The sequence below is a fragment of the Paraburkholderia sp. 31.1 genome (genome assembly GCF_014397645.1).
Lineage (GTDB): Bacteria > Pseudomonadota > Gammaproteobacteria > Burkholderiales > Burkholderiaceae > Paraburkholderia > Paraburkholderia tuberum.
The window spans coordinates 82,815-106,287 of the sequence record NZ_VZQN01000008.1 but is presented as its reverse complement, the minus strand read 5'-3'; the positions used below and the strand labels follow the sequence as shown (position 1 = coordinate 106,287).

Genomic DNA, 23,473 nt, shown 5'->3' with positions numbered 1-23,473 from the left:
ACCAGAGGACTCAGGGTATTCACATGCTAAAAGTTACGAAGGCGGTCTTTCCGGTAGCCGGTCTTGGCACCCGCTTCCTCCCCGCCACGAAGGCTAGCCCGAAGGAGATGCTGCCGATCGTCGACAAGCCGCTGATTCAGTACGCGGTCGAAGAGGCGATGGCGGCCGGCATCACCGAAATGATCTTCGTCACGGGCCGCAGCAAGCGCGCGATCGAAGACCATTTCGACAAGTCCTATGAGATCGAGGCCGAACTCGAGGCGCGCGGCAAGGACAAGCTGCTCGAACTCGTGCGCAGCATCAAGCCGAGCCACGTCGACTGCTTCTACGTGCGCCAGGCCGAGGCGCTGGGCCTCGGCCACGCCGTGCTGTGCGCCGAGAAGCTGGTCGGCGACAACCCTTTCGCCGTGATTCTCGCGGACGACCTGTTGTACGGCACGCCGCCCGTGATGACGCAGATGATCGAGGTGTTCGATCACTATCACAGCTCGGTGATCGGCGTCGAAGAGATCCCGCCGCAAGATACGAAATCGTACGGCATCGTCGACGGCAAGGAATGGGAAGACTCGATCATCAAGATGTCGGGCATCGTCGAAAAGCCGGAGCCGGGCGTGGCGCCGTCGAACCTCGGCGTGGTGGGCCGTTATGTGCTGAAGCCGCGCATCTTCGATCACCTGCGCTCCATCAAGCCGGGCGCGGGCGGTGAATTGCAACTGACGGACGCGATCCAGTCGCTGCTCGCCGACGAACAGGTGCTCGCGTACAAGTATCACGGCACACGTTTCGACTGCGGCAGCAAGCTGGGCTACCTGAAGGCGACCGTCGAGTTTGCCCTGCGTCACCCGGAAGTAGCCGCCGATTTCGAAGAATATCTGCGTACCCGCTCGCCGGTTCTCGAAGGCTGACGTCGAAAGTCCGGCTGAAACGAAGAAGGCGCTGTACCCCGAATAATGGGGACAGCGCCTTCTTTTTTACATCGGACCGACAGTTTTACCGAACGCAGCTCAACGACGCCGCATCAGAAACGTAAACACCTTGTCATGCGCCGAGCTTTCGACGATCTCGTTGCCGGTCTGCTTCGCGAACGCGGCGAAATCGCGCTGCGAGCCGGGATCGGTGGCGAGCACCTTGAGAATCTGGCCGCTTTCCATGTCGGCGAGTGCCTTTTTGGCGCGCAGGATGGGCAGCGGGCACATGAGCCCGCGCGCATCGACTTCCTTGTGAATCTGAATTTGCATCGACGATGACCTTCGGGACGGGGCGTCGCTGACGACGCCGGACAGAGGGTCAAATTTTACAGCAGGCGGAGCAGCGGCGCCGGGCATCGCCACGACGCCCATTTCCACGCGCGAGCCGTGCCGCGCGCCGTTACAGCGTCACCGCCTCACCGCTTTGCAGCGACTCGCGCAGCGCCACGCCGATACGCGTCGCTTCGAGCGCATCGGCGAGCGTCGCGCCACGCTGTGCCGCATCGCCCTTCCCCGGCCCTTTTTGCACCGATGCGACGAACGCGCGTGCCTCGTGCAGAAACGCGTCCTCGAACCGGTCGAAAAAGTTCGGCGTGCACTCGTTGCGAATGCCGGTCGCGTCGTAGATCTCGACGCGGTTCGCGCGCGGATTGCGGCCGATCGTCAGCGCGCCCGCCGTGCCGATCACTTCGCTGTGCGTATCGTTGCCGTGCGCCTGCGTGCGCGACGCGTAGAACGTCGCGAGCTTGCCGCCCTCGAATTCGCAGATCGCGACACCGTTGTCGACGTCGCCGAATTCGCGCAGACCCTCGTGCAGCGCGACCGTGCCCGCCGCGAACACGCGCGTCGCGCGCGGCTCGCCGAGCAGCCAGCGGGCGACGTCGATGTCGTGCACCGTGCAGTCGAGAAAGATGCCGCCCGAGGTCGCCGCGAAGCGCACGAAGAAACCGTCGTCGTCGTTTTTATCGGTGGTTTGCGAGCGCACGAGGAACGGCCGGCCGATCTGGCCGGCGGCGATTTTATCGAACGCGTCGCGGTAGCTCGGATCGAAGCGGCGCATGAAGCCGATCGTCGCCTGCAGGTGCGGATAGCGCGCCGCTTCGGCCAGCACGCGCTCGCATTCGGCGACATCGAGCGACAGCGGCTTTTCGCAGAACACATGCTTGCCGGCGCGCAATGCGTCGACGATCTGCTGCGCATGCAGCGACGACGGCGTGACGAGCCATACCGCGTCGACGTGCGGATCAACGAGCAGGTCCGCGTAATCGGTGTAGAGACGCGGCTCATGCAGCGACCCATGCATTGCCCCATGCATCGCATCACGCGCCCATGCCAGTTCATCTTCGAGCGGACTGCACGCGGCCGTGAGCGTCGCGCCCGGCACGCGATACGCGAGATTCTCCGCATGCCGCTTGCCAAGCCGCCCAAGGCCGACCACGCCGATCCGCAAGCGCTCCGTGGCGCGCTTCATTGCGCTGCCTCGCCGAGTTTGACCGCGCGGCCCTCGCGCCACGACCGCGTCGCGGCTTCCGCGAGTTCGAGCGCTTTCAGGCCATCCGCGACGGTCGTGCGCACCGGCTTGCCATGCGTGACCGCGTCGAAGAAATGCGCGATTTCGAGCGCGTATGCCGCGCGATAGCGTTCGAGAAAAAACGCCTCGGGCACGTCGGTCGATACTTCCGTCTTCGAGTACGCGGTGATTTCGGTGGGCCGAACGTTGCCTGCTTGCAGCATGCCGGTGCTGCCGAGCACTTCGAAGCGTTGGTCGTAGCCGTAGGCAGCGCGCCGCGCGGTGTTGATCTGGCACAGCCGCCCGCGCTTCGTGCGGATCGTCACCGCGGTCGAATCGATGTCGCCCGCGTCGGCGATCGCGGGGTCGGTGAGGCAACTGCCGGTGGCATACAGCGTGTCGGCTTCGTCGTCGAGAATCCAGCGACAGATGTCGAAGTCGTGAATCAGCATGTCCTTGAAGATGCCGCCCGAGTGCCGGATGTACTCGAGCGGCGGCGCGCCCGGATCGCGGCTCGTGACGACGAGCATTTCCGGCGTGCCGATCTCGCCCGCGTCGAGACGCGCTTTCAACGCGGAAAACGTCGGATCGAAGCGCCGCTGAAAACCGATCATGCACACGACACCGGCGCGCTCCACCGCTTCTGCGCACATCCGCGCGCGCTCCAACGTGAGATCGACCGGCTTCTCGCAGAACACGTGCTTGTTCTGCGCGGCCGATTTGACGATCAGGTCCGCATGCGTGTCGGTGCTCGAACAGATCACGGTCGCGCCGATCGACGCATCGCCGATCGCGCCGTCGCTATCCGCAACCTGCGCGCCATGCTGCGCGGCGAGCGCGGCGGCCGCCTCGCGATTCACATCGACCACGTATTTGAGCCGCACGCCGGGCTGCCGCGCGAGATTCGCCGCATGGATCTTGCCGATGCGCCCCGCGCCGAATACGGCGACGTCGATCGTGTTTACCGCGTCAGTCATCGTAGCCTCCAGTGTCGTTGGATTCTTCAACGTTCAGTTCGAGCTTGTACGCGAGCGCGATGAAGAGCGCCTGGCACAGGCAGATGGTGCTGGTCAGCGAGCGGAACGCGAACGCGCTGCCCTCTTTCACGTACAACTGCGTGCTGGCGTAGCGTGCGAGCGGCGATAGTTGGCTATCCGTAATGACGAGCGTCTTCGCCTGATGATGATGCGCGACGCGCAGACAGTACTGCGTCTCCTTGCCGTATGGCGCGAAGCTGATCGCAATCACCACGTCGCCCTTCCTGACGCTGCGGATCTGCTCGCGATACATGCCGCCGAAACCGGACACCAGATGCACGCGCTTATGCGTGTGCTGCAACGCATAGACGATGTAGCTCGCGACCGGAAACGAGCGCCGCACGCCGATCACGTAGATGTTGTCGGCCTGCTGCAGCATCTTCACGGCGGCGTCGAACTGCTTGTCGTCGAGGCCCGCTTCGAGTTCTTCGAGGCCGCCGCGCGACGCGGCGATGAACTCGCGCGCGACCGCGCCGCCCGACAAGGTGCCGGGCTTCTCGTCGATCAGCTTGCGGATGCGCTGCTGATAGCTCGACGACGACACGCCCTGCCCCGTATACGCCTGACGAAACACCGCCTGCAGATCCGAAAACCCGGAAAAGCCGAAGCGCTGCGCAAAGCGCACGACCGCCGACGGATGCACGCCGCAGCTCGCGGCGATATCGCTCGTGCGATCCATCATCACGCTCGCGCGATGCTGCTCGATGTACGTCGCGACGCTTTTCAACTGCCGCGGCAGCGACTCGTAGGTATCCGCGATGCGCTGCATCAATTCGTCGACGCTCGGCACCGTTTCTTCGGTGATCTGTTCCGCCATGACAGCCTCTCGGGGTTTCCTGCAATGCGGCAGACGCGCCCGCGGCCCGCCGCAACGTGCATCCGACGTTGCCGAGTATAGGCGGCCGCCCCGTCAAATGGAACGTATTTTCCATTTTTATTTGTCGTGAAATTTTCTTTGCAAGGCTTCGGAAGATGACCTACTCTTGGTCGTGAGCGATGGCGCTTCGGCCTCGTTGTGTGGGTCATCGGAATGGAAAGCCGCCCGCCAGTCGCTCCCTCAATAACGAACGACAGACCGAGAAAGGTGGAGACAATGAGACTTTGCAGAGGCAAGGCAACGCTCAGGATTCTGGTGACGGCGTTGACGTTGGCGACGGGATTCGGCGCGACCTCGGCCGCCCGCGCGGCGGACGCGCACTTCGTGCTGATCAGCCACGCGCCGGATTCGGACTCATGGTGGAACACGATCAAGAACGCGATCAAGCAGGCCGACGAGGACTTCAACGTTCAGACCGACTACCGCAACCCGCCGAACGGCGACATCGCCGACATGGCGCGTCTCATCGAACAGGCGGCCGCGCGCAACTACGACGGCGTGATCGTGTCGATCGCCGACTTCGACGTGCTGAAGAGCTCGATCGCGAAGGTCACCGAGAAGCACATTCCGCTCGTCACGATCAATTCGGGCACCGAGGAGCAAAGCGCGAAGCTCGGCGCGATCATGCACGTCGGCCAGCCCGAGTTCGCGGCCGGCAAAGCCGCCGGAGAAAAGGCCAAGGCCGCCGGCATCAAGTCGTTCCTGTGCGTGAACCACTACGCGACGAACCCGGCTTCGTTCGAACGCTGCCGCGGTTTCGCCGAAGCGATCGGCGCCAACTTCAAAACCTCGACGCTCGACACGGGTCAGGACCCGACCGGCGTGCAGTCGAAGGTCAGCGCGTTCCTGCGCAATCATCCGGATACCCAGGCGGTGCTGACGCTCGGTCCGCTGTCGGCCGATCCGACGCTGAAGGCGCTGCAGCAGATGGGCCTCGCCGGGAAGATCTGGTTCGCGACGTTCGACTTCGACAGCGACATCGCGAAGGGCATCCAGGACGGCACGATCCAGTTCGCGATCGACCAGCAACCGTACTTGCAGGGCTATATCCCGGTTGCCGTGCTCGCGATCGTGAAGAAGGACCACACCACCGATCCGGCCAAAATCCGCGAGATCCTGCAGGCGAATCCGAAGTTCAAGGAGCGTCTTGCCACTTATGGGCTCACGCCGTCCTACGGGCCGCGCAATATCGGCTCGGGCCCGGGCTTCATCACGAAGGCCAACGTCGACAAGGTGCTGAAGTACGCCGGCCAGTACCGCTGAACGCACGGCAACGCATCGCATCGCGCGCCTGAGCCGCCGCGCCGGCGGCAAGGTTGAAAAGGCAGTGACCGGCGGGACGCATGGCGTCTTGCCGGCGCCCGCCCGCTCAGCGGATTCGCAAACGCCCACGGCATTGCGCCGACCCGCCGGTCGCGGGCGTATCAAGGAGAGCTTCAATGGGTGTCGCCGACCTGTTTCATCCCCATCACCGCAAGCAACCGCCGCCTGATCCGCAGGACTCGGCGAAGTCTGCTGCGACGACCGCCTCGCAATCCGCTGCCGTCGACGAACGCGTGCGCGAGGAATCCTGGTTCCGCCATCTGCTCGGCCGACCGGAATTCGCGGCGCTCGCCGGCACCGTGATGGTGTTCATCGTGTTCGGCGTGGCGGCCGGCAACTCGGGGATGTTCAACCTCGACGGCGTGATGAACTGGTCGCAGGTCGCCGCCTATCTCGGTCTGATCTCGGTCGGCGCGTGCCTGCTGATGATCGCCGGCGAGTTCGATCTGTCGATCGGTTCGATGATCGGCTTTGCCGGCATGATGGTCGCGCTGCCGACCATGTACTTCCACTGGCCGATCTGGCTGGCGATCGTGTTCGCGTTCGTCGGCTCGATGCTGCTCGGCGCGCTCAACGGCTATCTGGTGATACGCACGCGCCTGCCGTCGTTCATCGTCACGCTCGCGTTCCTGTTCATACTGCGCGGTCTCACGCTCGCGCTATCGGTGATGTTCGCCGATCGCACCATCATCTCCGGCGTCGGCGACGTCGCGCGTCAGGACTGGTTCGCGCACACGCTCTTCCAGGGCGTCGCGTTCAAAGGTCTGTTCGTGTGGCTCGGCCACCTCGGCCTCGTGAAGCTGCTCGACAACGGCACGCCGCTCGTGCCGGGCATTCCGAAGGTGCTGCTGTGGTGGCTCGTGCTCGCCGTGGTCTGCGCGTTCACGCTCGCCAGGACGCGCTTCGGCAACTGGATTTTCGCGGTCGGCGGCGATGCCAACGCGGCCAAGAACGTCGGCGTGCCGGTGCGTCGCGTGAAGATTTCGCTGTTCGTGCTGACCGCGTTCTGCTCGGCCCTGTATGCGGTACTTCAGGTGTGCGACATCGGTTCGGCCGCGGCCGACCGCGGTTTGCAGGCGGAGTTCGAGGCGATCATCGCCGCGGTGATCGGCGGCACGCTGCTGACAGGCGGCTACGGCTCGGTGATCGGCGCATGCTTCGGTGCGCTGATCTTCGGCGTCGTGCAGATCGGCATCACGTACACCAACGTCGATTCCGACTGGTTCCGCGTGTTCCTCGGCGTGATGCTGCTGTTCGCCGTGCTGTTCAACCACTACGTGCGCGGCCGCGTCGCGGCATCGCGCTAGACGGAGGTTCACGATGAGCACCCCGGAACAGAACACCGACGACATCATTTTGTCGCTGGAAAACGTCAGCCGTTATTTCGGCAACATCATCGCGCTGAACGACATCACGCTGCGCCTCATACGCGGCGAAGTGCATTGCCTGCTCGGCGACAACGGCGCCGGCAAGTCGACGCTGATCAAGACGCTCGCGGGCGTGTATCAGCCGAGCAAAGGCACCTACCGGGTGGACGGCAAACCGGTGCACTTCACGTCGCCGAAAGACGCGCTCGATCTCGGTATCGCAACCGTCTACCAGGATCTCGCGCTGGTGCCGCTGCTATCGGTCGCGCGCAATTTTTTCATGGGCCGCGAGCCGCAGAAAAAGCTGTTCGGCCTTCTGAACGTGATGGACCTCGAAACCTGCGCAACCACCGCGCGCGACAAGCTCGCCGAAATGGGCATCAACGTGCGCGACCCGCATCAGCCGATCGGCACGATGTCGGGCGGCGAGCGTCAATGTCTGGCGATTGCGCGTGCGATCCACTTCGGCGCGCGCGTGCTGATTCTCGACGAACCGACCGCCGCGCTCGGCGTCAAGCAGAGCTTCAACGTGCTGAAGCTGATCCACAAGGCGCGCGCCAAAGGCATCTCGGTGATCTTCATCACGCACAACGTGCACCACGCGTATCCGATCGGCGATTCGTTCACGCTGCTCAATCGCGGCCGCTCGCTCGGCACGTTCACCAAACAGACGATCAGCAAGAACGAAGTGCTCGACATGATGGCCGGCGGCGCCGAGATGCAGAAGATGATCGGCGAACTCGAAGGCGCGACGATCTGACCGATTCGCGCGGCACGGCCAGCCTCGGCGCGTTTCGCCCGGCTGGCCGACGCGCACCTACCGCGCACTGTTACTCAGGACTATTCATGGCTCACTCCAGCACCTCCAGCGGTAACGCAGCGGACAGCCGGTTCGCGCCGGGGCGCGCCCGCGACATCGTGTGCCTCGGCCGGCTGGCCGTCGATCTGTACGCCCAGCAGGTCGGCGCACGGCTCGAAGACGTGTCGAGCTTCGCGAAGTATCTCGGCGGCTCGTCGGCGAACATCGCGTTCGGCTGCGCGCGGCTCGGGCTTGCCGCGGCCATGCTGGCGCGCGTCGGCAACGATCACATGGGGCGCTTCCTGACGGAGACGCTCACGAAGGAAGGCTGCGACGTGAGTCACGTGCGCATCGATCACGATCGGCTGACCGCGCTCGTGCTGCTCGGCCTGAAGGACCGTGACACCTTTCCGCTGATCTTCTACCGCGAGAACTGCGCGGACATGGCGGTCGACGAGGCCGATTTCGACGAGGCGTTCATCGCGTCGTCGAAAGCGCTGCTGATCACCGGCACGCATTTCTCGACCGAGCAGGTCAATCGCACGAGCCGTCGCGCGCTCGACTACGCGCGCCGCAACGACGTGCGCACCGTGCTCGACATCGACTACCGCCCGGTGCTGTGGGGACTCACGGGCAAGGCCGACGGCGAGACGCGTTTCGTCGCGAGCGAAGGCGTCAGCGCGCATTTGCAGCGGATTCTGCCGCTGTTCGATCTGGTGATCGGCACCGAGGAAGAGTTTCGCATCGCCGGCGGCAACGCCGACCTTGCCGGCGCGCTCGCGATGGTGCGCGCGGTGACGCCGGCCACACTCGTGCTGAAACGCGGGCCGCTCGGCTGTCAGATCATCGACGGCGAGGTGCCTGCGTCGCTCGACGATGCGCCGATTCATGGCGGCGTCGAAGTCGAAGTGCTGAACGTGCTCGGCGCGGGCGACGCGTTCGCCTCCGGCTTTCTGTCCGGCTGGCTGCGCGATCAGCCGCTCGACGCCTGCGCGCGCGCCGCGAATGCGAGCGGCGCGCTGGTCGTGTCTCGGCACGGCTGCGCCCCGGCGATGCCGACACCGGCCGAACTCGACTACTTCCTGCGCGAAGCGCAGGCCGATCCGCAACGCATGCGCCGCCCCGATCGCGATGCCAAGCTCGCAAGACTGCATCGCGTGTCGCCGGCGCGCAAAGCGTGGCACGAGGTGCTCGGCTTCGCTTTCGATCATCGCAACCCGTTCTTCGAACTCGCGCAGCAGACCGGTGCCGACGAAGCGCGCATTGCCCGGTTGAAGGGCCTGTTCGTCGAAGCGGTCGCGCAAACCGAACGTGCATTGAACTTGCAGGGACGCATCGGCGTACTGATCGACGACCGCTATGGTCAGGACGCGCTGAATGCCGCGACCGGTCGCGGCTGGTGGATCGGCCGCCCGGTCGAACTGCCCGGCTCCGTGCCGCTCGTGTTCGATCATGGTCGTTCGATCGGCACCACGTTGATCGCGTGGCCGCAGGAACACGTCGTGAAATGCCTCGTGCAGTTTCATCCCGACGAACCGATCGAGCAGCGGCTCGAACAGGAGGCGCAACTGCGCGCGCTGTATGACGCGACCCAGGCAAGCGGCCACGAACTGCTGCTCGAAGTGATTCCTCCGAAGCATGCGTCGCTGCCGCAGGGACCGGACATCGTGTATCGCGCGTTGAAGCGCATCTACAACCTCGGCATCTACCCCGAGTGGTGGAAGCTCGAACCGATGGACGCCGCGCAATGGCAGGCCATCGACGCGCTGATCGCCGGGCGCGATCCGTATTGCCGTGGCGTCGTGCTGCTCGGTTTATCGGCGGCGGTCGAGCAATTGAGCGAGGGCTTTCGCGCGGCCGCGCAAGCGGCGACGTGCCGCGGCTTCACGGTCGGCCGCACGATCTTTCACGAACCGAGCCATGCGTGGCTCGCCGGTGAAATTGGCGACGACGAACTGATCGCGCGCGTGCGCCTCACGTTCGAAACGCTGATCGCCGCGTGGCGCGGTGCGCGCGGCGAACCGGCGGCGCACGGCACACCTCATCACGCTCATCAGGAGCAGGCCGCATGAACGAGCGCATCATGCATGACGACACCCCATCCGCCAGCGGCGCGACGCAAGCGCACGCGCCTGCGCGCACCGGCGGCACGATTCGCCTGACGATGGCGCAGGCGCTCGTGCGCTATCTGGCCGCGCAACGCGTCGCCAGCGAAGACGGCACCAACGTCGAACCGCTGTTCGGCGGCGTGTTCGCGATTTTCGGTCACGGCAACGTCGCGGGCATCGGCGAGGCGCTGTATCAGCATCGCGACGCGCTGCCGACCTTGCGCGCGCACAACGAGCAGGCGATGGCGCACAGTGCGATCGCCTACGCGAAGGCGCACTTTCGCCGCCGCATGATGGCCGTGACGACGTCGATCGGCCCAGGTGCCACCAATCTGCTGACCGCGGCCGCGCTCGCGCACGTGAACCGTTTGCCGGTGCTGCTGTTGCCCGGCGACATCTTCGTGTCGCGCGCGCCCGATCCGGTCTTGCAGCAGGTCGAGGATTTCAACGATGGCGGCGTGTCCGCGAATGACGCGTTCAAGCCGCTGTCGCGCTACTTCGACCGCATCGTGCATCCTGCGCAATTGCTGAGCGCGCTGCCGCGCGCGATCCGCGTGCTCACCGATGCCGCGTTGTGCGGCCCCGTCACGCTGGCGCTGCCGCAGGACGTGCAGGCGCAGGCGTGGGACTTCCCGGAGGACTTTTTCACGCCGCGTGTCGTGCGCTTTCATGCACCCGCGCCGCGTAGCGACGAGATCGACGCCGCGTGCGCGCGCTTGCGGCACGCGAAGCGTCCGTTGATCGTCGCGGGCGGCGGCGTGCTGTACAGCCGCGCGGCCGATGCGCTGCACCGCTTCGCGAGCGCGCATGGCGTGCCGATCGCGGAAACGCAGGCCGGCAAAAGCTCGCTCGCGTGGAACGATCCGCTGAATGCCGGCGCGCTCGGGGTGACCGGCTCAGTGGCTGCCAACGCGCTTGCGCATGACGCCGACTGCGTGCTCGCGCTCGGCACGCGGCTGCAGGACTTCACGACCGGCTCGAACACGCTGTTCACGCAAGCCGACGTGATCGCGATCAACGCGAACGGATTCGACGCGCTCAAGCATCGCGGCTTCGTCGTCGAAGCCGATGTGAAACTCGCGCTCGATGCGCTAACGGGGCCGCTGCATGGCTGGCACGCCGAGCGCAGCTGGACCGCGCGCGCACACAAGCTCGCGGCGAGCTGGCGCGACACCGTGCAAACGCTCACCCATGCGCCCCAACGCGACGCGGTACTGCCCTACGAGGGCGACGTGATCGGCGCGGTGCAGCGTTCGAGCGCGCACTCGCCGACCGACGACATCGTCGTCTGCGCGGCCGGCACGCTGCCCGCCGATCTGCACAAGCTATGGCGCGCGGGCCGGCCCGGCGCGTATCACGTCGAATACGGCTATTCGTGCATGGGCTACGAGATCGCGGGCGGCCTCGGCGTCAAGCTCGCGCGGCCCGAGCGCGAGGTGATCGTGATTCTCGGCGACGGCAGCTATCTGATGATGAACAGCGAGATCGCGAGCTCGGTGATGCTCGGCGCGAAGCTGATCGTCGTCGTGCTCGACAATCGCGGCTTCGGCTGCATCAATCGACTGCAACAGGCTTGCGGTGGCGCACCGTTCAACAATCTGCTCGACGATTGCGTGCACGCACCGGAAGGCGCGCCGCGCATCGACTTCGCCGCGCATGCGCGCGCGCTCGGCGCGCAAGCCGAGCATGCGCGCAATCTCGCCGAGTTCGAAGCGGCACTGCAACGCGCGCGCGCGGCGCGAGGCACGTACGTGATCAGCATCGACACCGACCCGGCTCGCACCACCGAAGACGGTGGCTGGTGGTGGGAAGTCGCGGTGCCCGAAGTATCGACGCGCACCGAGGTGCGCGAGGCCCGCGCGAAGTACGACGCGCAGCTCGCCGCGCGCGCGGCGCCGCCCGCGACGCCTGCGCCGTCACAGGGCGCCGATCACGACTGAGAACCATGAGGACTCCGGCATGACTGCTTTCGACGTACGCATCGGCATCAACCCGCTGTCGTGGATGAACGACGACCTGCCGTCGCTCGGCGGCGAGACGCCGCTCGAAGTCGCGCTGACCGAGGGTCGCCAGATCGGCTATCAGGGCTTCGAACTCGGCAACAAGTTTCCTCGCGAGCCGCAAGCGCTGAAAACGCTGCTCGCGCAATACGACCTCGCGCTCGTGTCCGGCTGGTACTCGGGACAACTGGCCCGGCGCAGCGTCGCCGAAGAAATCGACGCGGTCGGCCCGCATCTGGAACTGCTCGCGCAGAACGGCGCGACCGTGATGGTGTATGGCGAAGTCGCCGATTCGATCCAGGGCGCGCCGCGCCCGCTGTATCAACGGCCGCGCTTTTTCGGCGACGCGCAATGGGCCGGCTACGCGGCACGCGTCGATGAATTCGCGCGTTATACGCTGAGTCGCGGCGTGCGGCTCGCCTATCATCATCATATGGGCGCGTACGTCGAAACGCCTGCCGACGTCGATCAGTTGATGGCGCGCACAGGCGACGCGGTCGGCCTGCTGTTCGACGCCGGGCACATCACGTTGGCGGGCGGCGATCCGTTGGCCGTGCTCGATAAACACGTCGCGCGCGTTTGCCACGTGCACTGCAAGGACGTGCGCCCCGCCGTGATGAAGCTCGCCCGCAATCGCAACTGGAGTTTTCTCGATGCGGTGATCGCCGGTGCGTTCACGGTGCCCGGCGACGGCGCGGTCGATTTTCCGGCGCTGATCGACCGGTTGAAGCGGCACGGTTATTGCGGCTGGCTCGTCGTCGAGGCGGAGCAGGACCCGGTGGTCGCGCCGCCGTTCGACTACGCGCAGAAGGGATATGGAACTTTGCGGGTGCTCGTCGATGCGCCGCTCGGCAAGGAGGTAGCATGAGCTTATTGGTGAAGGCAGAGCGCGAAGGCCAGACGATCGCGCGCGTGACGCCGCAGTCGGCCTGCTGGCGCTATGTGGGATTCGCCGCGTACCGGCTCGGCGCGAACGAACTCGTCTACGTGTTCGAGCCGGCGCGTGAAGCTTGCATCGTCGTGCTGAGCGGCGCGGTCGATATCGAAACGCCGGGCACGACGTGGAGCTCGCTCGGTTCACGCGACAGCGTGTTCGAAGACGCGGCGCCGTACGCGGTGTATGTGCCGCCGAAGGTGCGCGCGACGGTGCGCGCGTGCCGCGACGCGGAGATCGGTGTCGCGAGCGCGCCGGCCAAGGGCGAGTATCCGGCGCGGCTGATCGAGCCAGCGTCGATGAAGCGCTCGACGCGCGGTAAGTCGCTGAATACGCGTTACGTGTGCGACATTCTTCCGCACACCGAGCCGGCGGAATCGCTGCTGGTGGTCGAAGTGAGAACGCCGGGCGGTCACGCGTCGAGCTACCCGCCGCACAAGCACGACACCGACAATATCCCGCTCGAAAGCTCGCTCGAAGAAACCTATTACCACCGGCTCGATCCGCCGCAAGGCTTCGCATTCCAACGCGTGTACACCGACTCACGCGATATCGACGAATCGATGGCCGTCGAGGATCACGACGTCGTGATGGTGCCGCGCGGCTATCACCCGGTCATCGTGCCGTACGGCTACGACTCGTATTATCTGAACGTGATGGCGGGCAGCCAGCGGGTCTGGCATTTCCATAACGATCCGGTGCACGAATGGATCATCAACAAGGATGCTTGACTAACTTGTCCGTAGTCGCGCGTCAGCCAACCCCGAGCCATTCGCGCATCACGTCGTCGCGCGACATAAACGACGCCAGCGCGCCGTCGAACACGATCTCGCCGTGCCCCATCACCGCGACGCGGCACGCGATGTCCCGCGCGATCACGAGCCGCTGCTCGATCAGCAACATCGCGACGCCACGCTCGCGCAGCGCGTGCAGACAGGCGGCGACCTGCTGCATCACGAGACTCGCGAGCCCTTCGCCGGGCTCGTCGATCAACAGCAGATCGGGATCTCCGAGCAGCGCCCGCGCGAGCGCGAGCATCTGTTGCTCGCCGCCCGACAGCACGCCCGCGCGCGTGCGCTTGCGCCCGGCGAGCACCGGGAACAGCGCGTACGCGTCGTCGAGCGTGAAGCGCGGCGCGCGGCCGCGCGCACGCGATGCGGCAGCCGGCGCAATGCCGAGCAGCAGGTTTTCATGCACGCTCAGCGCGGCGAACACGTCGCGATGCTCGGCCACATAGCCGAGCCCGAGCCGCGCGATCTCGAACGTGCGCCGACCGGCGAGCGAACGCCCCGCGAAACGCAGTTCGCCCTCGCAGCGCACGAGGCCCATGATCGCGCGTGCGAGCGTCGAGCGGCCCGAGCCGTTGCGGCCGACCAGCGCGACCACTTCGCCGGGCTCGATGCTCAGCGTGACGCCGTGCAACGCCTGGCTCGCGCCGTACCACGCACTCAGGTCGCAAATGTCGAGCAGCGCGCTCATCGGCCTGCTCCGTGGTCCGGTTCATCACCCGCCCGCGCGCCTGAGCCGACGTCGAAGCGTTCACCCAGATACGCGGCCCGTACCGCCGCGTCGGCGCGAATCGCGGCCGGCGATCCACTTGCGATGATGCGCCCTTGCACCAGCACCGAAATGCGATCGGCGATCGCGAACACCGCATCCATATCGTGCTCGACCATCAGCAGCGTGCGGCCGGCGGTGGTGTCGCGGATCAGCTCGATCGCGCGTGCCGCTTCCGCGCGGTTCATGCCCGCCGTCGGTTCGTCGAGCAGCAGCGTGTGCGCGCCGCCCGCGAGCGCGATGCCGAGGTCGAGCGCGCGCTGCTCCGCGTAGCTGAGCGTGCCGGCCGCGACGTCGCGGCGCGCGCCGAGGCCGACCGCGTCGAGCACGTCGGCGGCGCGCGCATCGACCGCGGCCGTGCCGGTCAGACGCTGCCACCAGCGCGTGCGATCGCGCTCGGCAAGCTGCGCCGCGCAGCGCAGGTTGTCGAACACGGACAGCCGCGCGAACACGCTGGTGCTCTGAAAGCTGCGCGCGAGGCCACGGCGCGCGATCGCGGCCGGCGCGAGCCGCGTGATGTCCGCGCCGAACAGGTGGATACGCCCCGCGCTCGGCCGTGCGCCGCCCCCGATCAGGTTGAACAGCGTGGACTTGCCCGCGCCGTTCGGGCCGATCAGCGCGTGCCGCTCGCCTGGCTCGATCGCGAGATCGACGCCGCGCAGGATTTGCGTCGAGCCGAAACGCTTTTCGATGCCGTGGAGCGCGAGTGCGGGGATCATCGTGCGGCTCCGGGGAATCGTGCCGCGCGTGCGTGGGCCGTGACGCGCGCGTGCGCGCGCAGCGCATGGCGCGTGGTCAGCGCAGCCAGAGCGGCGAGCGCAACGAGCGCCAGCGCAAGAGGAAGCGGCGAGGCGGCAAGCGCCGACAGCGGCGGCGCGACGGTGACATCGGTACCCGCGCCAGCGCCCGCACCTGCACCGGCGCCGAACCATGCGCCGAACAACCCACCTGAAACCGCACCTTCGTCCGCGCCGAACTGCGCCGCATAGGCCCACTGCACCGCGAACACGATGGCCGCGAGCCACAGCAACCCCGCCGCCGCGCTCCAGCAATACGCGGCGCGGCAACGTCGCCAGCCGTTGGCGGCAATCCGCGCCGTCTGCCGCGAGGCAAAGCCGGCGAGCCCATCCGGCGCGGCCAGCACGACGACGACGAAAAACAGCCCGAGATAGAACAGCCACGCCCGCGTGACACTGGCGATCACCACGCTGAAAAACGTCAGCACGATCGCCCCCGCGACCGGCCCGAAGAACGCCGCCGTGCCGCCGATCACGGTCGCGATCAGCACCGCGCCCGAGCGCATCATGCCGACGCTCTCAGTCGATACGAGCTCGATATTGATCAGCCCGAGCGTGCCCGCGACGCCCGCGAAAAACGCCGACAGCACGATCACGCCATAGCGAACCCGCCGCGGATAGCAGCCGATCGCCGCCGCGCGCGCCGGGTTGTCGCGCACAGCGTTCGCGAGCCGCATGAACGGTGTGCGCGACAGCGCGAACATCGCGACACTGGCGACGACGCTCCACAGCGCGATCAGCGCATAGGCCTCGCGCGCCGGACCGAAGCTCCAGCCGCCGAAGAGTGGCCCGCTCGCGCGATCGATCGCGACGCCCGCCTCGCCGCCGAACCAGCCCGGCAGCGTCCACGCGGCCGCGACGACGAGCTCGCCGAGACCGAGCGTGATCATCGCGAATGCGGTGCCGGCACGGCGCGTCGCGATGAAGCCGAACAGCACGCCGCACAGCGCGCCGCCGATGCCGCCGACCAACGGCAGCAGCACGAGCGGCATGCCGCCCGCGTTGAACACCCGCGCGGCGATCAACGCGCCGAGCCCCGCATAAGCGGCGTGCCCGAACGACAGCAGCCCGGTCCCGCCGAGCAGCAGGTTGTACGACAGCGCGAACACGATCATCGTCGCGCTTTGCGCGAGATAGCCGAGCAGCCAGCTGTGCGGCCAGATGAAAGGCGGTACGGCCAGAAAGGCGACGAGCGCGAGCCACGGCGCGAGCGCACGGCCGCCCCCGCGAGGCGGCACCTCGCTTTCCAGCGCGTTTGACGACCCGCTCCGCTTACGCATGATCGTCACGCCGTCCGAACAGCCCGCGCGGCCTCGTCGCCAGCACCGCGACGAGCAGCAGGTAAGGCAGCAGCGGCGCCAGTTGCGCGAGCGTCAGCGCGTCCCATTCGGGCGGCAGCACCGCGCCGGCGAGCGACACCACGTCGCCCAACGACAGATCGCTCGCGACCGCCAGCGTTTGCAGGCATCCCACCAGCAGCGACGCGACGAGCGCCCCGCTCAGCGACCCGAGCCCGCCGATCACGACCACGACGAACACGATCGAGCCGAGCGACTCCGCCATCGCCGGCTCGATGACGAACAGCGGCGCGCCGATCACGCCGGCCAGCGCGGCGAGCGCGGTGCCGGCCGCGAACACGCCGGTGAACACGCGCGGCACGTCGTGCCCGAGCGCTTCGACGGCCTGCGCATGCGTGAGCGCGGCGCGCACGATCAAGCCCGTCTTCGACACGCGCAGCATCGCGACGAGCGCCGCGAGCATCGCGAGCGACACCGCCATCATGAACGCGCGGTAGCGCGTGAAGACCGCGCCGTACAGCGAGAACAGCGGACCGTCGAGCACCGCCGGAATCCTCGCCGACAGCGAACCGAGCCCCCAGCCGAGCTTGACGAATTCGCCGAGCAGATAGGCGGCGCCGAACGTCAGCAGCAGTTCGGGCAGATGCCCGTGCCCGCGCCCGCGCACGCGCCGCAGCAGCCAGCGTTCGAGCGCCGCGCCGAGCAGCCCGACGAGGAGCGGCGCAACCACCAGCGCGCTCCAGAAGCCGGCGCGCGCCGCCACCGAAAAGCCGACGTACGCGCCGAGCATATAGAAGCTCGCGTGCGCGAAGTTGAGCACGCCGAGCATGCTGAAGATCAGCGTCAGCCCGGCCGACAGCATGAACAGCAACAGCCCGTAGCTCAGGCCGTTGAGCAGAGTGATGATGAACGACTGCACGCGTTTAATCCGCCGGCCCGACGACGCACAACGGTTCGAGCGCCGCGCGCAGCTCGGCGGGCAAGTTCACGGGACGGCGCGTCGCGCGATCCACGTAGACGTGCACGAAGTGCCCTTGCGCGGCGGGCTCGGCGTCGCCGTCACGAAATAGCCCCACCTCGTAGCGCACGCTCGACGTGCCGAGCCGCGCGACGCGCAAGCCCGCCTCGATGCGATCGGGAAACACGAGCGGCGCGAAGTAGTTGCACTGCGTCTCGACGACCAGCCCGATCGTCGTGCCGTGTTCGAAATCGAGTACGCGCGCGCGGACCAGATACTCGTTCACGACGGTGTCGAAATAGCTGTAGTAGACGACGTTGTTCACGTGGCCGTAGACGTCGTTGTCCATCCAGCGCGTGGTGATCGGCAGGAAATGCGGATACGCGGCGCGGCCGGCGGGGGCGGGTTTGTTCATCGGACGTGGCGGTGGGTGGAGGCGAGGATCACAGCGACTCGGTCAGCATGCGGCGATAGTCGTCGGCGCTCGCCTCGCGCGGATTCGTGCGATGACAATGGTCGACCAGCGCGCCCTGCACGACCTTGTCGAACATGCTTTCGTCGACGCCCATTTGCCTGAGGCCGGTCGGCAGTCCAAGCCGCGCCGTCATGTCGAACAGCGCCTGCGCGAGATCCGCATGCTCGGGCACCCCCATCACGCGACGCATGCGCGCATAGCGACGCTCGGCCACCACGCTCGGCGCGCGCTCGTTGAAGCGCAGCACCGCGGGCAGCACGACCGCGTTCAGCGTGCCGTGATGCAGCGACGTGCGGCCGTTCACCTTCAGGCCGCCCAGCGGATGCGACAGCGAGTGCACACAGCCGAGGCCCTTCTGGAACGCCATCCCGCCCTGCATCGACGCGCTCATCATGTTCAGGCGCGCCTCGCGATCGCGGCCGTCCGCGCACGCGCGCTCGATGCTGTGCCACGCACGTTCGAGGCCGTCGAGCGCGATACCGTCGGCGGGCGGATTAAAGGCCGGCGCGAGGAAGGTCTCGACGCAATGCGCGATCGCGTCCATGCCGGTCGCGGCGGTCAGCCCCGGCGGCAAGCCGAGCGTGAGACCGGGATCGCACAGCGCCGATTTCGGCAGCAGATTCCACGAGTGAAAGCCGAGCTTGCGGCCGTCGTTCAGAATCACGATCGCGCCGCGCGCGACTTCGCTGCCAGTGCCGGCCGTGGTCGGAATCGCGATCAGCGGCGCGACGACGTCGGTGATCTTCGCGCTGCCGCCTTCGATCGTCGCGTACTGCGTGAGCGGCCCCGGATGCGTGGCCGCGATCGCGACGCCCTTCGCGAGATCGATCGACGAACCGCCGCCCACCGCGATCAGCCCGTCGCAGCGCTCGTCGCGATACACCTGGGCGGCCGCGAGCACCATTTCCTCGGTCGGGTTCGACGGCGTGTCGTCGAACAGCGGCACGTCGCCGAGCTGCAGCGCGTCGAGTGCCTGCCGCGCGATGCCGGCCGCGACGACGCCCTTGTCGCTGATCACCAGAGGCCGCTCGATGCCGATGCGCGTGCACTCGGACGACAGTTGCGACAGGGCGTCGTAGCCCAGATGAATATGGGTCAGGTAGTAGATGTAGGCCATGCCGTTTCTCCCTGAGCGTGCGCTCATTGACCGCCGATTGACGTGGATGATCGGTTCGGTGATGCGTCGATGGATGTGCCGAGTCGTGCGGTGTCGCGTGCGTTGTGGGCTGTCTCCATGTTGGCTGTGATTTCTGCGTCGTCTGTGTGCTGGCGAATGTTGCGGCTCGATGGGCCGAACGCCTCACTGCCCCGGCCGCTCGACGAATTCGAACGGCAACCCGCGTCGCCGCATCCATTCGCCGAGCGCCTGGCCGGTGCCCGCGCGCCACGGCCGCAGCTTCGCGGGCTCGACGAGCCGGTATTCGAGCAGCTCGGGCGACAGCGCGATCGTCCCATGCGCCTTCACGTGATACGCGATGATCAGCTCGTTCTTGCGGATGAATTCGTACACGCCGATCAGCTCGACCGACCCGGCGTGCAGCGACGTCTCCTCCATTACTTCGCGCGCGATGCCCTGCTCCGGCGTCTCGCCGTTTTCGAGGAAGCCGGTGATCAGCGCGAACATGCCCTCGGGCCACGCGGCATTGCGCGCAAGCAGGATCTTGCCCTCGTACTCGACGATCGCCGCGACGACCGGCAGCGGGTTATTCCAATGGACGTAGCCGCACTCGGTATCGGGACAGCTCTGACGGACGCGGCCGCCCTCGTGGTCGGGGTCGGCGCGTTCGGTCAGGGGTTTCGCGCAGCGGGGACAGAATCGGTACTCGGTCATGGCGGGGGACGTCTCTTTGTTTCGTGTTTTCTGGCGGGGCGTAGTTGGGTGGCTTTGCGCGTGTGCCGAGTGGTGCATCGAGGCGCCGGTGGCAACTCCGGATCCAGCAACCTCACGCGTCTTCCATCACGCGACGCACAGCTCACGCACGTCGGCGGCGAAACGCTCGACCGTGTCGGACTGCGTGTCCCACGCGCACATCAGCCGGCAACCGCCCGCGCCGATGAACTCGTAGAACTTCCAGCCGCGCGCGCGCATCGCCTTCGCGGCATGCGGCGGCAACTGCGCGAACACCGCGTTCGATTCGCTCGCAAACATGATGCTCACGCCGGGGATTTCCTGCAACCGCGTCTCCAGCAGACGCGCCATCGCGTTCGCGTGACGCGCATTGCGCAACCACACGTCGTTATCGAGCAGGCCGAGCCACGGCGCGGAGATGAAGCGCATCTTCGATGCGAGCTGTCCCGCCTGCTTCAACCGATAGGCGAAATCGTCGGCGAGCGCGCGGTCGAAGAACACCACCGCCTCGCCGACCGGCAAGCCGTTCTTGGTGCCGCCGAAACACAGCACGTCGACGCCCGCGCGCCACGTAATCTCCGACGGATGCACGTCGAGCGCGGCGACCGCGTTCGCGAAGCGCGCGCCGTCCATGTGCACCTTCAGATGACGACGCTTCGCGATCGCCGCGATGGCGCGCACTTCCTCGACGCTGTAGACGGTGCCGACCTCGGTGGACTGCGTCAGCGTGACGATCTTGGGCTTCGGATAGTGGATATCGGCGCGCCGCGTGACGATGGACTCGATCGCATCGGGCGTGAGCTTGCCGGCGATGCCCGGCGCCGTCAGCAGTTTCGAGCCGCCCGAAAAGAACTCGGGACCGCCGCATTCGTCGGTCTCGATGTGCGCGAGTTCGTGGCAAATCACCGAGTGGTACGACTGGCACAGCGAAGCGAGCGCGAGCGAATTGGCCGCCGTGCCGTTGAACACGAAGAACACTTCGCAATCGGTCTGAAACAGGTCGCGCAGACGGTCGCAGACCTGGTTGGTCCAGGAGTCGTCGCCGTAGGACGGCTCGTGGCCACTGTTGTTGGCGGCGATCAGCGCGTCGAGCGCTTCGGGACAGATGCCGGCGTAGTTGTCGGACGCGAAATGTTGCATGGTCGAGCGACGCGCCCGGCGACAGGCGCGACTGAATGACGGAAAGCGGTCATTTTAGTGCGCTCGTGCGAGATTTGTTTTCGCGTCTTAGCTGCAACCGCAATCCGGCATGCGGCCACGGCGCGGGCCACGCGGCACGCGCGTCACTGCGATCAGGCCCGCCGCCCCCGCCAGCAGCGCGCCCGCGGCGAGCCACAGCGCCAGCGAAAACGACCCCGTTTGCGCGGCAATCGGCGCGGCCACCAACGGACCCGCGATCTGACCGATGCCATAGGCCGCCGTCGCATAACCCATCAGCCCGGCCGCGTCGTCGCCGCGCAGACGCCGCGCCTCGCGCATCGCGAATAGCGTGATCGCGGTGAACGGCAGGCCGATCAGGATGCTGCCGAGCGAGAACCCGCCCGCCGTCGGCCATACGATGCCCAGCGCGATGCCGAGCGCCTGCAGCACATACGAGCCCGCGAGCAGCGCGCGGTTGTCCCAATGCACGGGCAAACGCGCGGCGAGCAACGCGCCGACGATCAGTGCCGCACCGAACATCGGCCAGAACAGGTCCGGCCACGCCGAGCCCGGCAACGCGTGGCGCGCGATGACCGGCAAAAAGGTCGCGGTGATGATGTAGCCGAAGCCCGGGATACCGTAGAGCAGGACCAGCCAGAACGCGTCGGCGCGGTGGACGGCATGGCTCGTCTGAATGCCGGCCGTACGAGGCGGCTGGTTTGCGCTGGCGCGCGATCCGGTGGCGGGCTTTGCGGTTGCGGAGCTTGCAGCGGCAGGCTTCGCTGTTCCCGCACGCCGCGCTTCGCCAAACACCGGCCATACCAGCACCGACAGCACCGCGCCGATCACCGCAAAGCCGATCCATCCGACCACCGCGCCATAGCCGCCCGCGACGCTGACCAGCAAGCCGGTGCCGACGATGCCCAAGCCGGGCCCCGTATAGATGACGCCGCTCCACGCCTGCGCGCCGAGTTCGGCGAGCCGCCGCAAGCCCCACTGCGACGCGAACACGAAGGTCCATGCGCTGACCGCGCCGGCGACGAAGCGCACCAGCGCCCACACCCAGAACTGGCCGGTGACGCCCATCGCGAGCGTCAGCAGCACGGTCGCGGCGAGTCCGACGCGCACCATGCGCGCGGGCTCGATCCGCAGCGCCGCGCACGTCATCGCGCCGGCGAAATAGCCGGCGTAATTGAACGACGCGAGCCAGCCGCCATGCTGGATATCGATCTGCGGCTGGCCGAGCGCGGCGCCGTGCAGCATCAGCGGCAGCAGCGGCGTGAATGCGAAGCGCCCGATACCGAGCGCGACGGCCAACGTGACCATGCAGGCGAGCGCCGCGCGCCGGGCGGCGTGCGGCTCGTGGAAGCGCGGGTACGCGTGGGAAGCGAGATCGTTCATGATCGGACGGTCAATCGACGATAGTGTGAATCCATGTTAGCTTGACCTTTTGATCACGAAAAGTGAATAATTAGGATGTTATTCATCGCCCGGAGAGAATCATGGATCTGGCCGCTCTGACCATCTTTCGCGCGGTCGTGCGCGAAAACGGCGTGACGCGCGCCGCGGCGAAGCTCAATCGCGTGCAATCGAACGTGACCACGCGCATCAAGCAGCTCGAGGAGCAGCTCGGCACCGAGCTGTTCATCCGCGACGGCCGCCGCCTCGTGCTGACGCCGGCCGGCGAGACGCTGCTGCCCTACGCGGAACGGCTGCTCGCGCTCGCCGACGAGGCGCGGCACGCGGTGCGCGAGGATCGTCCGAGCGGGCGTCTGCGTCTCGGCACGATGGAAAGCGTCGCGGCGACGCGTCTGCCGGGCCTGCTCGCGCAATATCACCAGCAATGGCCGGCCGTCGAACTGGAATTGGAGACCGGTACGACCGGCAGGCTGATCGAGCGGGTGCGCGAGTTCGAGGTCGATGCGGCGCTGGTCGCGACGCCGCTCGATCCGGCCACGCTCGGCGATCTGTTCGAGACCGTGCCGATCTTCCGCGAGGAACTCGTGATGCTGACGCCGCGCGGTCATCGGCCGATCCGCGAAGTGCGCGACATCGCGCTATCGACGCTGATCGCGTTCGAGCGGGGCTGCGCGTATCGCGCGTATATCGAGAAGTGGTATCTGGAGCACGGCACGCGGCCGCAACGGGTGCTGGAGCTCGGCTCGTATCACGCGATCGTCGCGTGCGTGGCGGCCGGCGCGGGCGTCGCGGTCGCACCGCGCTCGGTGCTCGATCTGCAGACCGACACGAGCAATATCGCGGTGCACGAATTGCCCGATATCGGCATGATCGACACGCTGCTGGTGTGGCGACGCGGGCATTTTTCGTCGGCGCTCAATGCGCTGCGACGCACGCTGGTGGCGTCGCAGGAAGGGACGGCCGAGGTGGATGCGGTGGCGTCCGCGGATGCGAATGTGGTCTGATCGTTGAATCCGCCCCGCCGACCAGGTTCGACGCAACCCGGTCGGCTTCAGCA

General features: G+C 66.8%; 22 protein-coding genes. 9 read left to right on the top strand and 13 right to left on the bottom strand.

Going from position 1 to position 23,473, the window contains the following annotated elements:
• Nucleotides 1-23 precede the first annotated feature (23 nt).
• On the top strand, nucleotides 24-905 hold the full coding sequence (gene galU, locus F6X37_RS07740) for a UTP--glucose-1-phosphate uridylyltransferase GalU (protein WP_090801031.1): 882 nt from the start codon (nucleotides 24-26) through the stop codon (nucleotides 903-905).
• Nucleotides 906-1,004: 99 nt separating this feature from the next.
• On the opposite strand, the gene F6X37_RS07735 is transcribed toward galU, so the two are convergent.
• The 4 genes from F6X37_RS07735 to F6X37_RS07720 all read right to left on the bottom strand — a co-directional run bounded on the left by F6X37_RS07735 (nucleotide 1,005) and on the right by F6X37_RS07720 (nucleotide 4,332).
• A complete protein-coding gene (locus F6X37_RS07735; RefSeq protein ID WP_026225937.1) occupies nucleotides 1,005-1,232 on the bottom strand; it encodes a sulfurtransferase TusA family protein in 228 nt (75 codons plus the stop codon).
• Nucleotides 1,233-1,368: 136 nt separating this feature from the next.
• Nucleotides 1,369-2,439 (bottom strand): Gfo/Idh/MocA family oxidoreductase, encoded by a 1,071-nt coding sequence (locus F6X37_RS07730; RefSeq protein WP_187610876.1) that lies wholly within the window; start codon nucleotides 2,437-2,439, stop codon nucleotides 1,369-1,371.
• Complete coding sequence (iolG, locus tag F6X37_RS07725; protein ID WP_187610875.1) at nucleotides 2,436-3,455, bottom strand: inositol 2-dehydrogenase; 1,020 nt, start codon at nucleotides 3,453-3,455, stop codon at nucleotides 2,436-2,438. Before iolG ends, F6X37_RS07730 begins: the two co-directional genes overlap by 4 nt.
• Nucleotides 3,448-4,332: a MurR/RpiR family transcriptional regulator gene (locus F6X37_RS07720; RefSeq protein ID WP_090801038.1), complete on the bottom strand. Its 885-nt coding sequence runs from the start codon at nucleotides 4,330-4,332 to the stop codon at nucleotides 3,448-3,450. The genes iolG and F6X37_RS07720 overlap by 8 nt, the downstream gene beginning before the upstream one ends.
• 276 nt (nucleotides 4,333-4,608) lie before the next feature.
• On the opposite strand from F6X37_RS07720, the gene F6X37_RS07715 reads away from it, so the two are divergent.
• The 7 genes from F6X37_RS07715 (at nucleotide 4,609) to iolB (ending at nucleotide 13,654) form a co-directional block, all read left to right on the top strand.
• Entirely contained in the window at nucleotides 4,609-5,655 is a 1,047-nt protein-coding gene (locus F6X37_RS07715) for a sugar ABC transporter substrate-binding protein (RefSeq protein ID WP_187610874.1), read from the top strand.
• Between the two features lie 176 nt (nucleotides 5,656-5,831).
• Entirely contained in the window at nucleotides 5,832-7,022 is a 1,191-nt protein-coding gene (locus tag F6X37_RS07710; protein WP_187610873.1) for an ABC transporter permease, read from the top strand.
• A 13-nt stretch (nucleotides 7,023-7,035) separates the two neighbouring features.
• Entirely contained in the window at nucleotides 7,036-7,842 is an 807-nt protein-coding gene (locus tag F6X37_RS07705) for an ATP-binding cassette domain-containing protein (protein WP_090801043.1), read from the top strand.
• Between the two features lie 86 nt (nucleotides 7,843-7,928).
• Complete coding sequence (gene iolC / locus F6X37_RS07700) at nucleotides 7,929-9,953, top strand: bifunctional 5-dehydro-2-deoxygluconokinase/5-dehydro-2-deoxyphosphogluconate aldolase (protein ID WP_187610872.1); 2,025 nt, start codon at nucleotides 7,929-7,931, stop codon at nucleotides 9,951-9,953.
• The gene (iolD, locus tag F6X37_RS07695) at nucleotides 9,950-11,929 is read left to right on the top strand and encodes a 3D-(3,5/4)-trihydroxycyclohexane-1,2-dione acylhydrolase (decyclizing) (protein WP_187610871.1); all 1,980 of its coding nucleotides are present in this window, start codon (nucleotides 9,950-9,952) and stop codon (nucleotides 11,927-11,929) included. Before iolC ends, iolD begins: the two co-directional genes overlap by 4 nt.
• Nucleotides 11,930-11,948: 19 nt before the next feature.
• The gene (iolE, locus tag F6X37_RS07690; RefSeq protein ID WP_187610870.1) at nucleotides 11,949-12,857 is read left to right on the top strand and encodes a myo-inosose-2 dehydratase; all 909 of its coding nucleotides are present in this window, start codon (nucleotides 11,949-11,951) and stop codon (nucleotides 12,855-12,857) included.
• A complete protein-coding gene (gene iolB, locus F6X37_RS07685; protein WP_187610869.1) occupies nucleotides 12,854-13,654 on the top strand; it encodes a 5-deoxy-glucuronate isomerase in 801 nt (266 codons plus the stop codon). Before iolE ends, iolB begins: the two co-directional genes overlap by 4 nt.
• A 22-nt stretch (nucleotides 13,655-13,676) precedes the next feature.
• On the opposite strand, the gene F6X37_RS07680 is transcribed toward iolB, so the two are convergent.
• The 9 genes from F6X37_RS07680 to F6X37_RS07640 form a co-directional block, all read right to left on the bottom strand.
• Nucleotides 13,677-14,402, bottom strand: coding sequence for an ABC transporter ATP-binding protein (locus F6X37_RS07680; RefSeq protein ID WP_187610868.1), 726 nt, complete (start codon nucleotides 14,400-14,402; stop codon nucleotides 13,677-13,679).
• A complete protein-coding gene (locus F6X37_RS07675) occupies nucleotides 14,399-15,199 on the bottom strand; it encodes an ABC transporter ATP-binding protein (protein WP_187610867.1) in 801 nt (266 codons plus the stop codon). Before F6X37_RS07675 ends, F6X37_RS07680 begins: the two co-directional genes overlap by 4 nt.
• Entirely contained in the window at nucleotides 15,196-16,557 is a 1,362-nt protein-coding gene (locus F6X37_RS07670) for a branched-chain amino acid ABC transporter permease (protein ID WP_262419832.1), read from the bottom strand. Before F6X37_RS07670 ends, F6X37_RS07675 begins: the two co-directional genes overlap by 4 nt.
• Nucleotides 16,550-17,494, bottom strand: a complete 945-nt coding sequence (locus F6X37_RS07665) for a branched-chain amino acid ABC transporter permease (protein WP_187610866.1) — start codon at nucleotides 17,492-17,494, stop codon at nucleotides 16,550-16,552. The genes F6X37_RS07670 and F6X37_RS07665 overlap by 8 nt, the downstream gene beginning before the upstream one ends.
• A gap of 4 nt (nucleotides 17,495-17,498) precedes the next feature.
• Nucleotides 17,499-17,948 carry an acyl-CoA thioesterase gene (locus tag F6X37_RS07660; protein WP_187610865.1) on the bottom strand — a complete coding sequence of 150 codons (450 nt, stop codon included), beginning with the start codon at nucleotides 17,946-17,948 and terminating at the stop codon, nucleotides 17,499-17,501.
• Between the two features lie 28 nt (nucleotides 17,949-17,976).
• On the bottom strand, nucleotides 17,977-19,125 hold the full coding sequence (locus F6X37_RS07655) for an iron-containing alcohol dehydrogenase (protein WP_187610864.1): 1,149 nt from the start codon (nucleotides 19,123-19,125) through the stop codon (nucleotides 17,977-17,979).
• A gap of 183 nt (nucleotides 19,126-19,308) precedes the next feature.
• Nucleotides 19,309-19,839 carry an NUDIX domain-containing protein gene (locus F6X37_RS07650; protein WP_090801064.1) on the bottom strand — a complete coding sequence of 177 codons (531 nt, stop codon included), beginning with the start codon at nucleotides 19,837-19,839 and terminating at the stop codon, nucleotides 19,309-19,311.
• A 126-nt stretch (nucleotides 19,840-19,965) separates the two neighbouring features.
• Nucleotides 19,966-20,997, bottom strand: a complete 1,032-nt coding sequence (locus F6X37_RS07645; protein ID WP_187610863.1) for a threonine aldolase family protein — start codon at nucleotides 20,995-20,997, stop codon at nucleotides 19,966-19,968.
• A gap of 87 nt (nucleotides 20,998-21,084) precedes the next feature.
• Nucleotides 21,085-22,398: a YbfB/YjiJ family MFS transporter gene (locus tag F6X37_RS07640; RefSeq protein WP_187610862.1), complete on the bottom strand. Its 1,314-nt coding sequence runs from the start codon at nucleotides 22,396-22,398 to the stop codon at nucleotides 21,085-21,087.
• A 101-nt stretch (nucleotides 22,399-22,499) separates the two neighbouring features.
• Here F6X37_RS07640 and F6X37_RS07635 point away from each other — a divergent pair, with 101 nt between their 5' ends.
• Nucleotides 22,500-23,420 (top strand): LysR family transcriptional regulator, encoded by a 921-nt coding sequence (locus F6X37_RS07635; protein WP_187610861.1) that lies wholly within the window; start codon nucleotides 22,500-22,502, stop codon nucleotides 23,418-23,420.
• Nucleotides 23,421-23,473 lie beyond the last annotated feature (53 nt).

Bases quoted from the DNA above. Each gene is read 5' to 3' on its own strand.
- galU (WP_090801031.1), top strand. From the start codon at position 24: ATGCTAAAAGTTACGAAGGCGGTCTTTCCGGTAGCCGGTCTTGGCACC.
- F6X37_RS07730 (WP_187610876.1), bottom strand. From the start codon at position 2,439: ATGAAGCGCGCCACGGAGCGCTTGCGGATCGGCGTGGTCGGCCTTGGG.
- iolG (WP_187610875.1), bottom strand. From the start codon at position 3,455: ATGACTGACGCGGTAAACACGATCGACGTCGCCGTATTCGGCGCGGGG.
- F6X37_RS07720 (WP_090801038.1), bottom strand. From the start codon at position 4,332: ATGGCGGAACAGATCACCGAAGAAACGGTGCCGAGCGTCGACGAATTG.
- F6X37_RS07715 (WP_187610874.1), top strand. From the start codon at position 4,609: ATGAGACTTTGCAGAGGCAAGGCAACGCTCAGGATTCTGGTGACGGCG.
- F6X37_RS07710 (WP_187610873.1), top strand. From the start codon at position 5,832: ATGGGTGTCGCCGACCTGTTTCATCCCCATCACCGCAAGCAACCGCCG.
- F6X37_RS07705 (WP_090801043.1), top strand. From the start codon at position 7,036: ATGAGCACCCCGGAACAGAACACCGACGACATCATTTTGTCGCTGGAA.
- iolC (WP_187610872.1), top strand. From the start codon at position 7,929: ATGGCTCACTCCAGCACCTCCAGCGGTAACGCAGCGGACAGCCGGTTC.
- iolD (WP_187610871.1), top strand. From the start codon at position 9,950: ATGAACGAGCGCATCATGCATGACGACACCCCATCCGCCAGCGGCGCG.
- iolE (WP_187610870.1), top strand. From the start codon at position 11,949: ATGACTGCTTTCGACGTACGCATCGGCATCAACCCGCTGTCGTGGATG.
- iolB (WP_187610869.1), top strand. From the start codon at position 12,854: ATGAGCTTATTGGTGAAGGCAGAGCGCGAAGGCCAGACGATCGCGCGC.
- F6X37_RS07680 (WP_187610868.1), bottom strand. From the start codon at position 14,402: ATGAGCGCGCTGCTCGACATTTGCGACCTGAGTGCGTGGTACGGCGCG.
- F6X37_RS07675 (WP_187610867.1), bottom strand. From the start codon at position 15,199: ATGATCCCCGCACTCGCGCTCCACGGCATCGAAAAGCGTTTCGGCTCG.
- F6X37_RS07670 (WP_262419832.1), bottom strand. From the start codon at position 16,557: ATGCGTAAGCGGAGCGGGTCGTCAAACGCGCTGGAAAGCGAGGTGCCG.
- F6X37_RS07660 (WP_187610865.1), bottom strand. From the start codon at position 17,948: ATGAACAAACCCGCCCCCGCCGGCCGCGCCGCGTATCCGCATTTCCTG.
- F6X37_RS07655 (WP_187610864.1), bottom strand. From the start codon at position 19,125: ATGGCCTACATCTACTACCTGACCCATATTCATCTGGGCTACGACGCC.
- F6X37_RS07650 (WP_090801064.1), bottom strand. From the start codon at position 19,839: ATGACCGAGTACCGATTCTGTCCCCGCTGCGCGAAACCCCTGACCGAA.
- F6X37_RS07645 (WP_187610863.1), bottom strand. From the start codon at position 20,997: ATGCAACATTTCGCGTCCGACAACTACGCCGGCATCTGTCCCGAAGCG.
- F6X37_RS07640 (WP_187610862.1), bottom strand. From the start codon at position 22,398: ATGAACGATCTCGCTTCCCACGCGTACCCGCGCTTCCACGAGCCGCAC.
- F6X37_RS07635 (WP_187610861.1), top strand. From the start codon at position 22,500: ATGGATCTGGCCGCTCTGACCATCTTTCGCGCGGTCGTGCGCGAAAAC.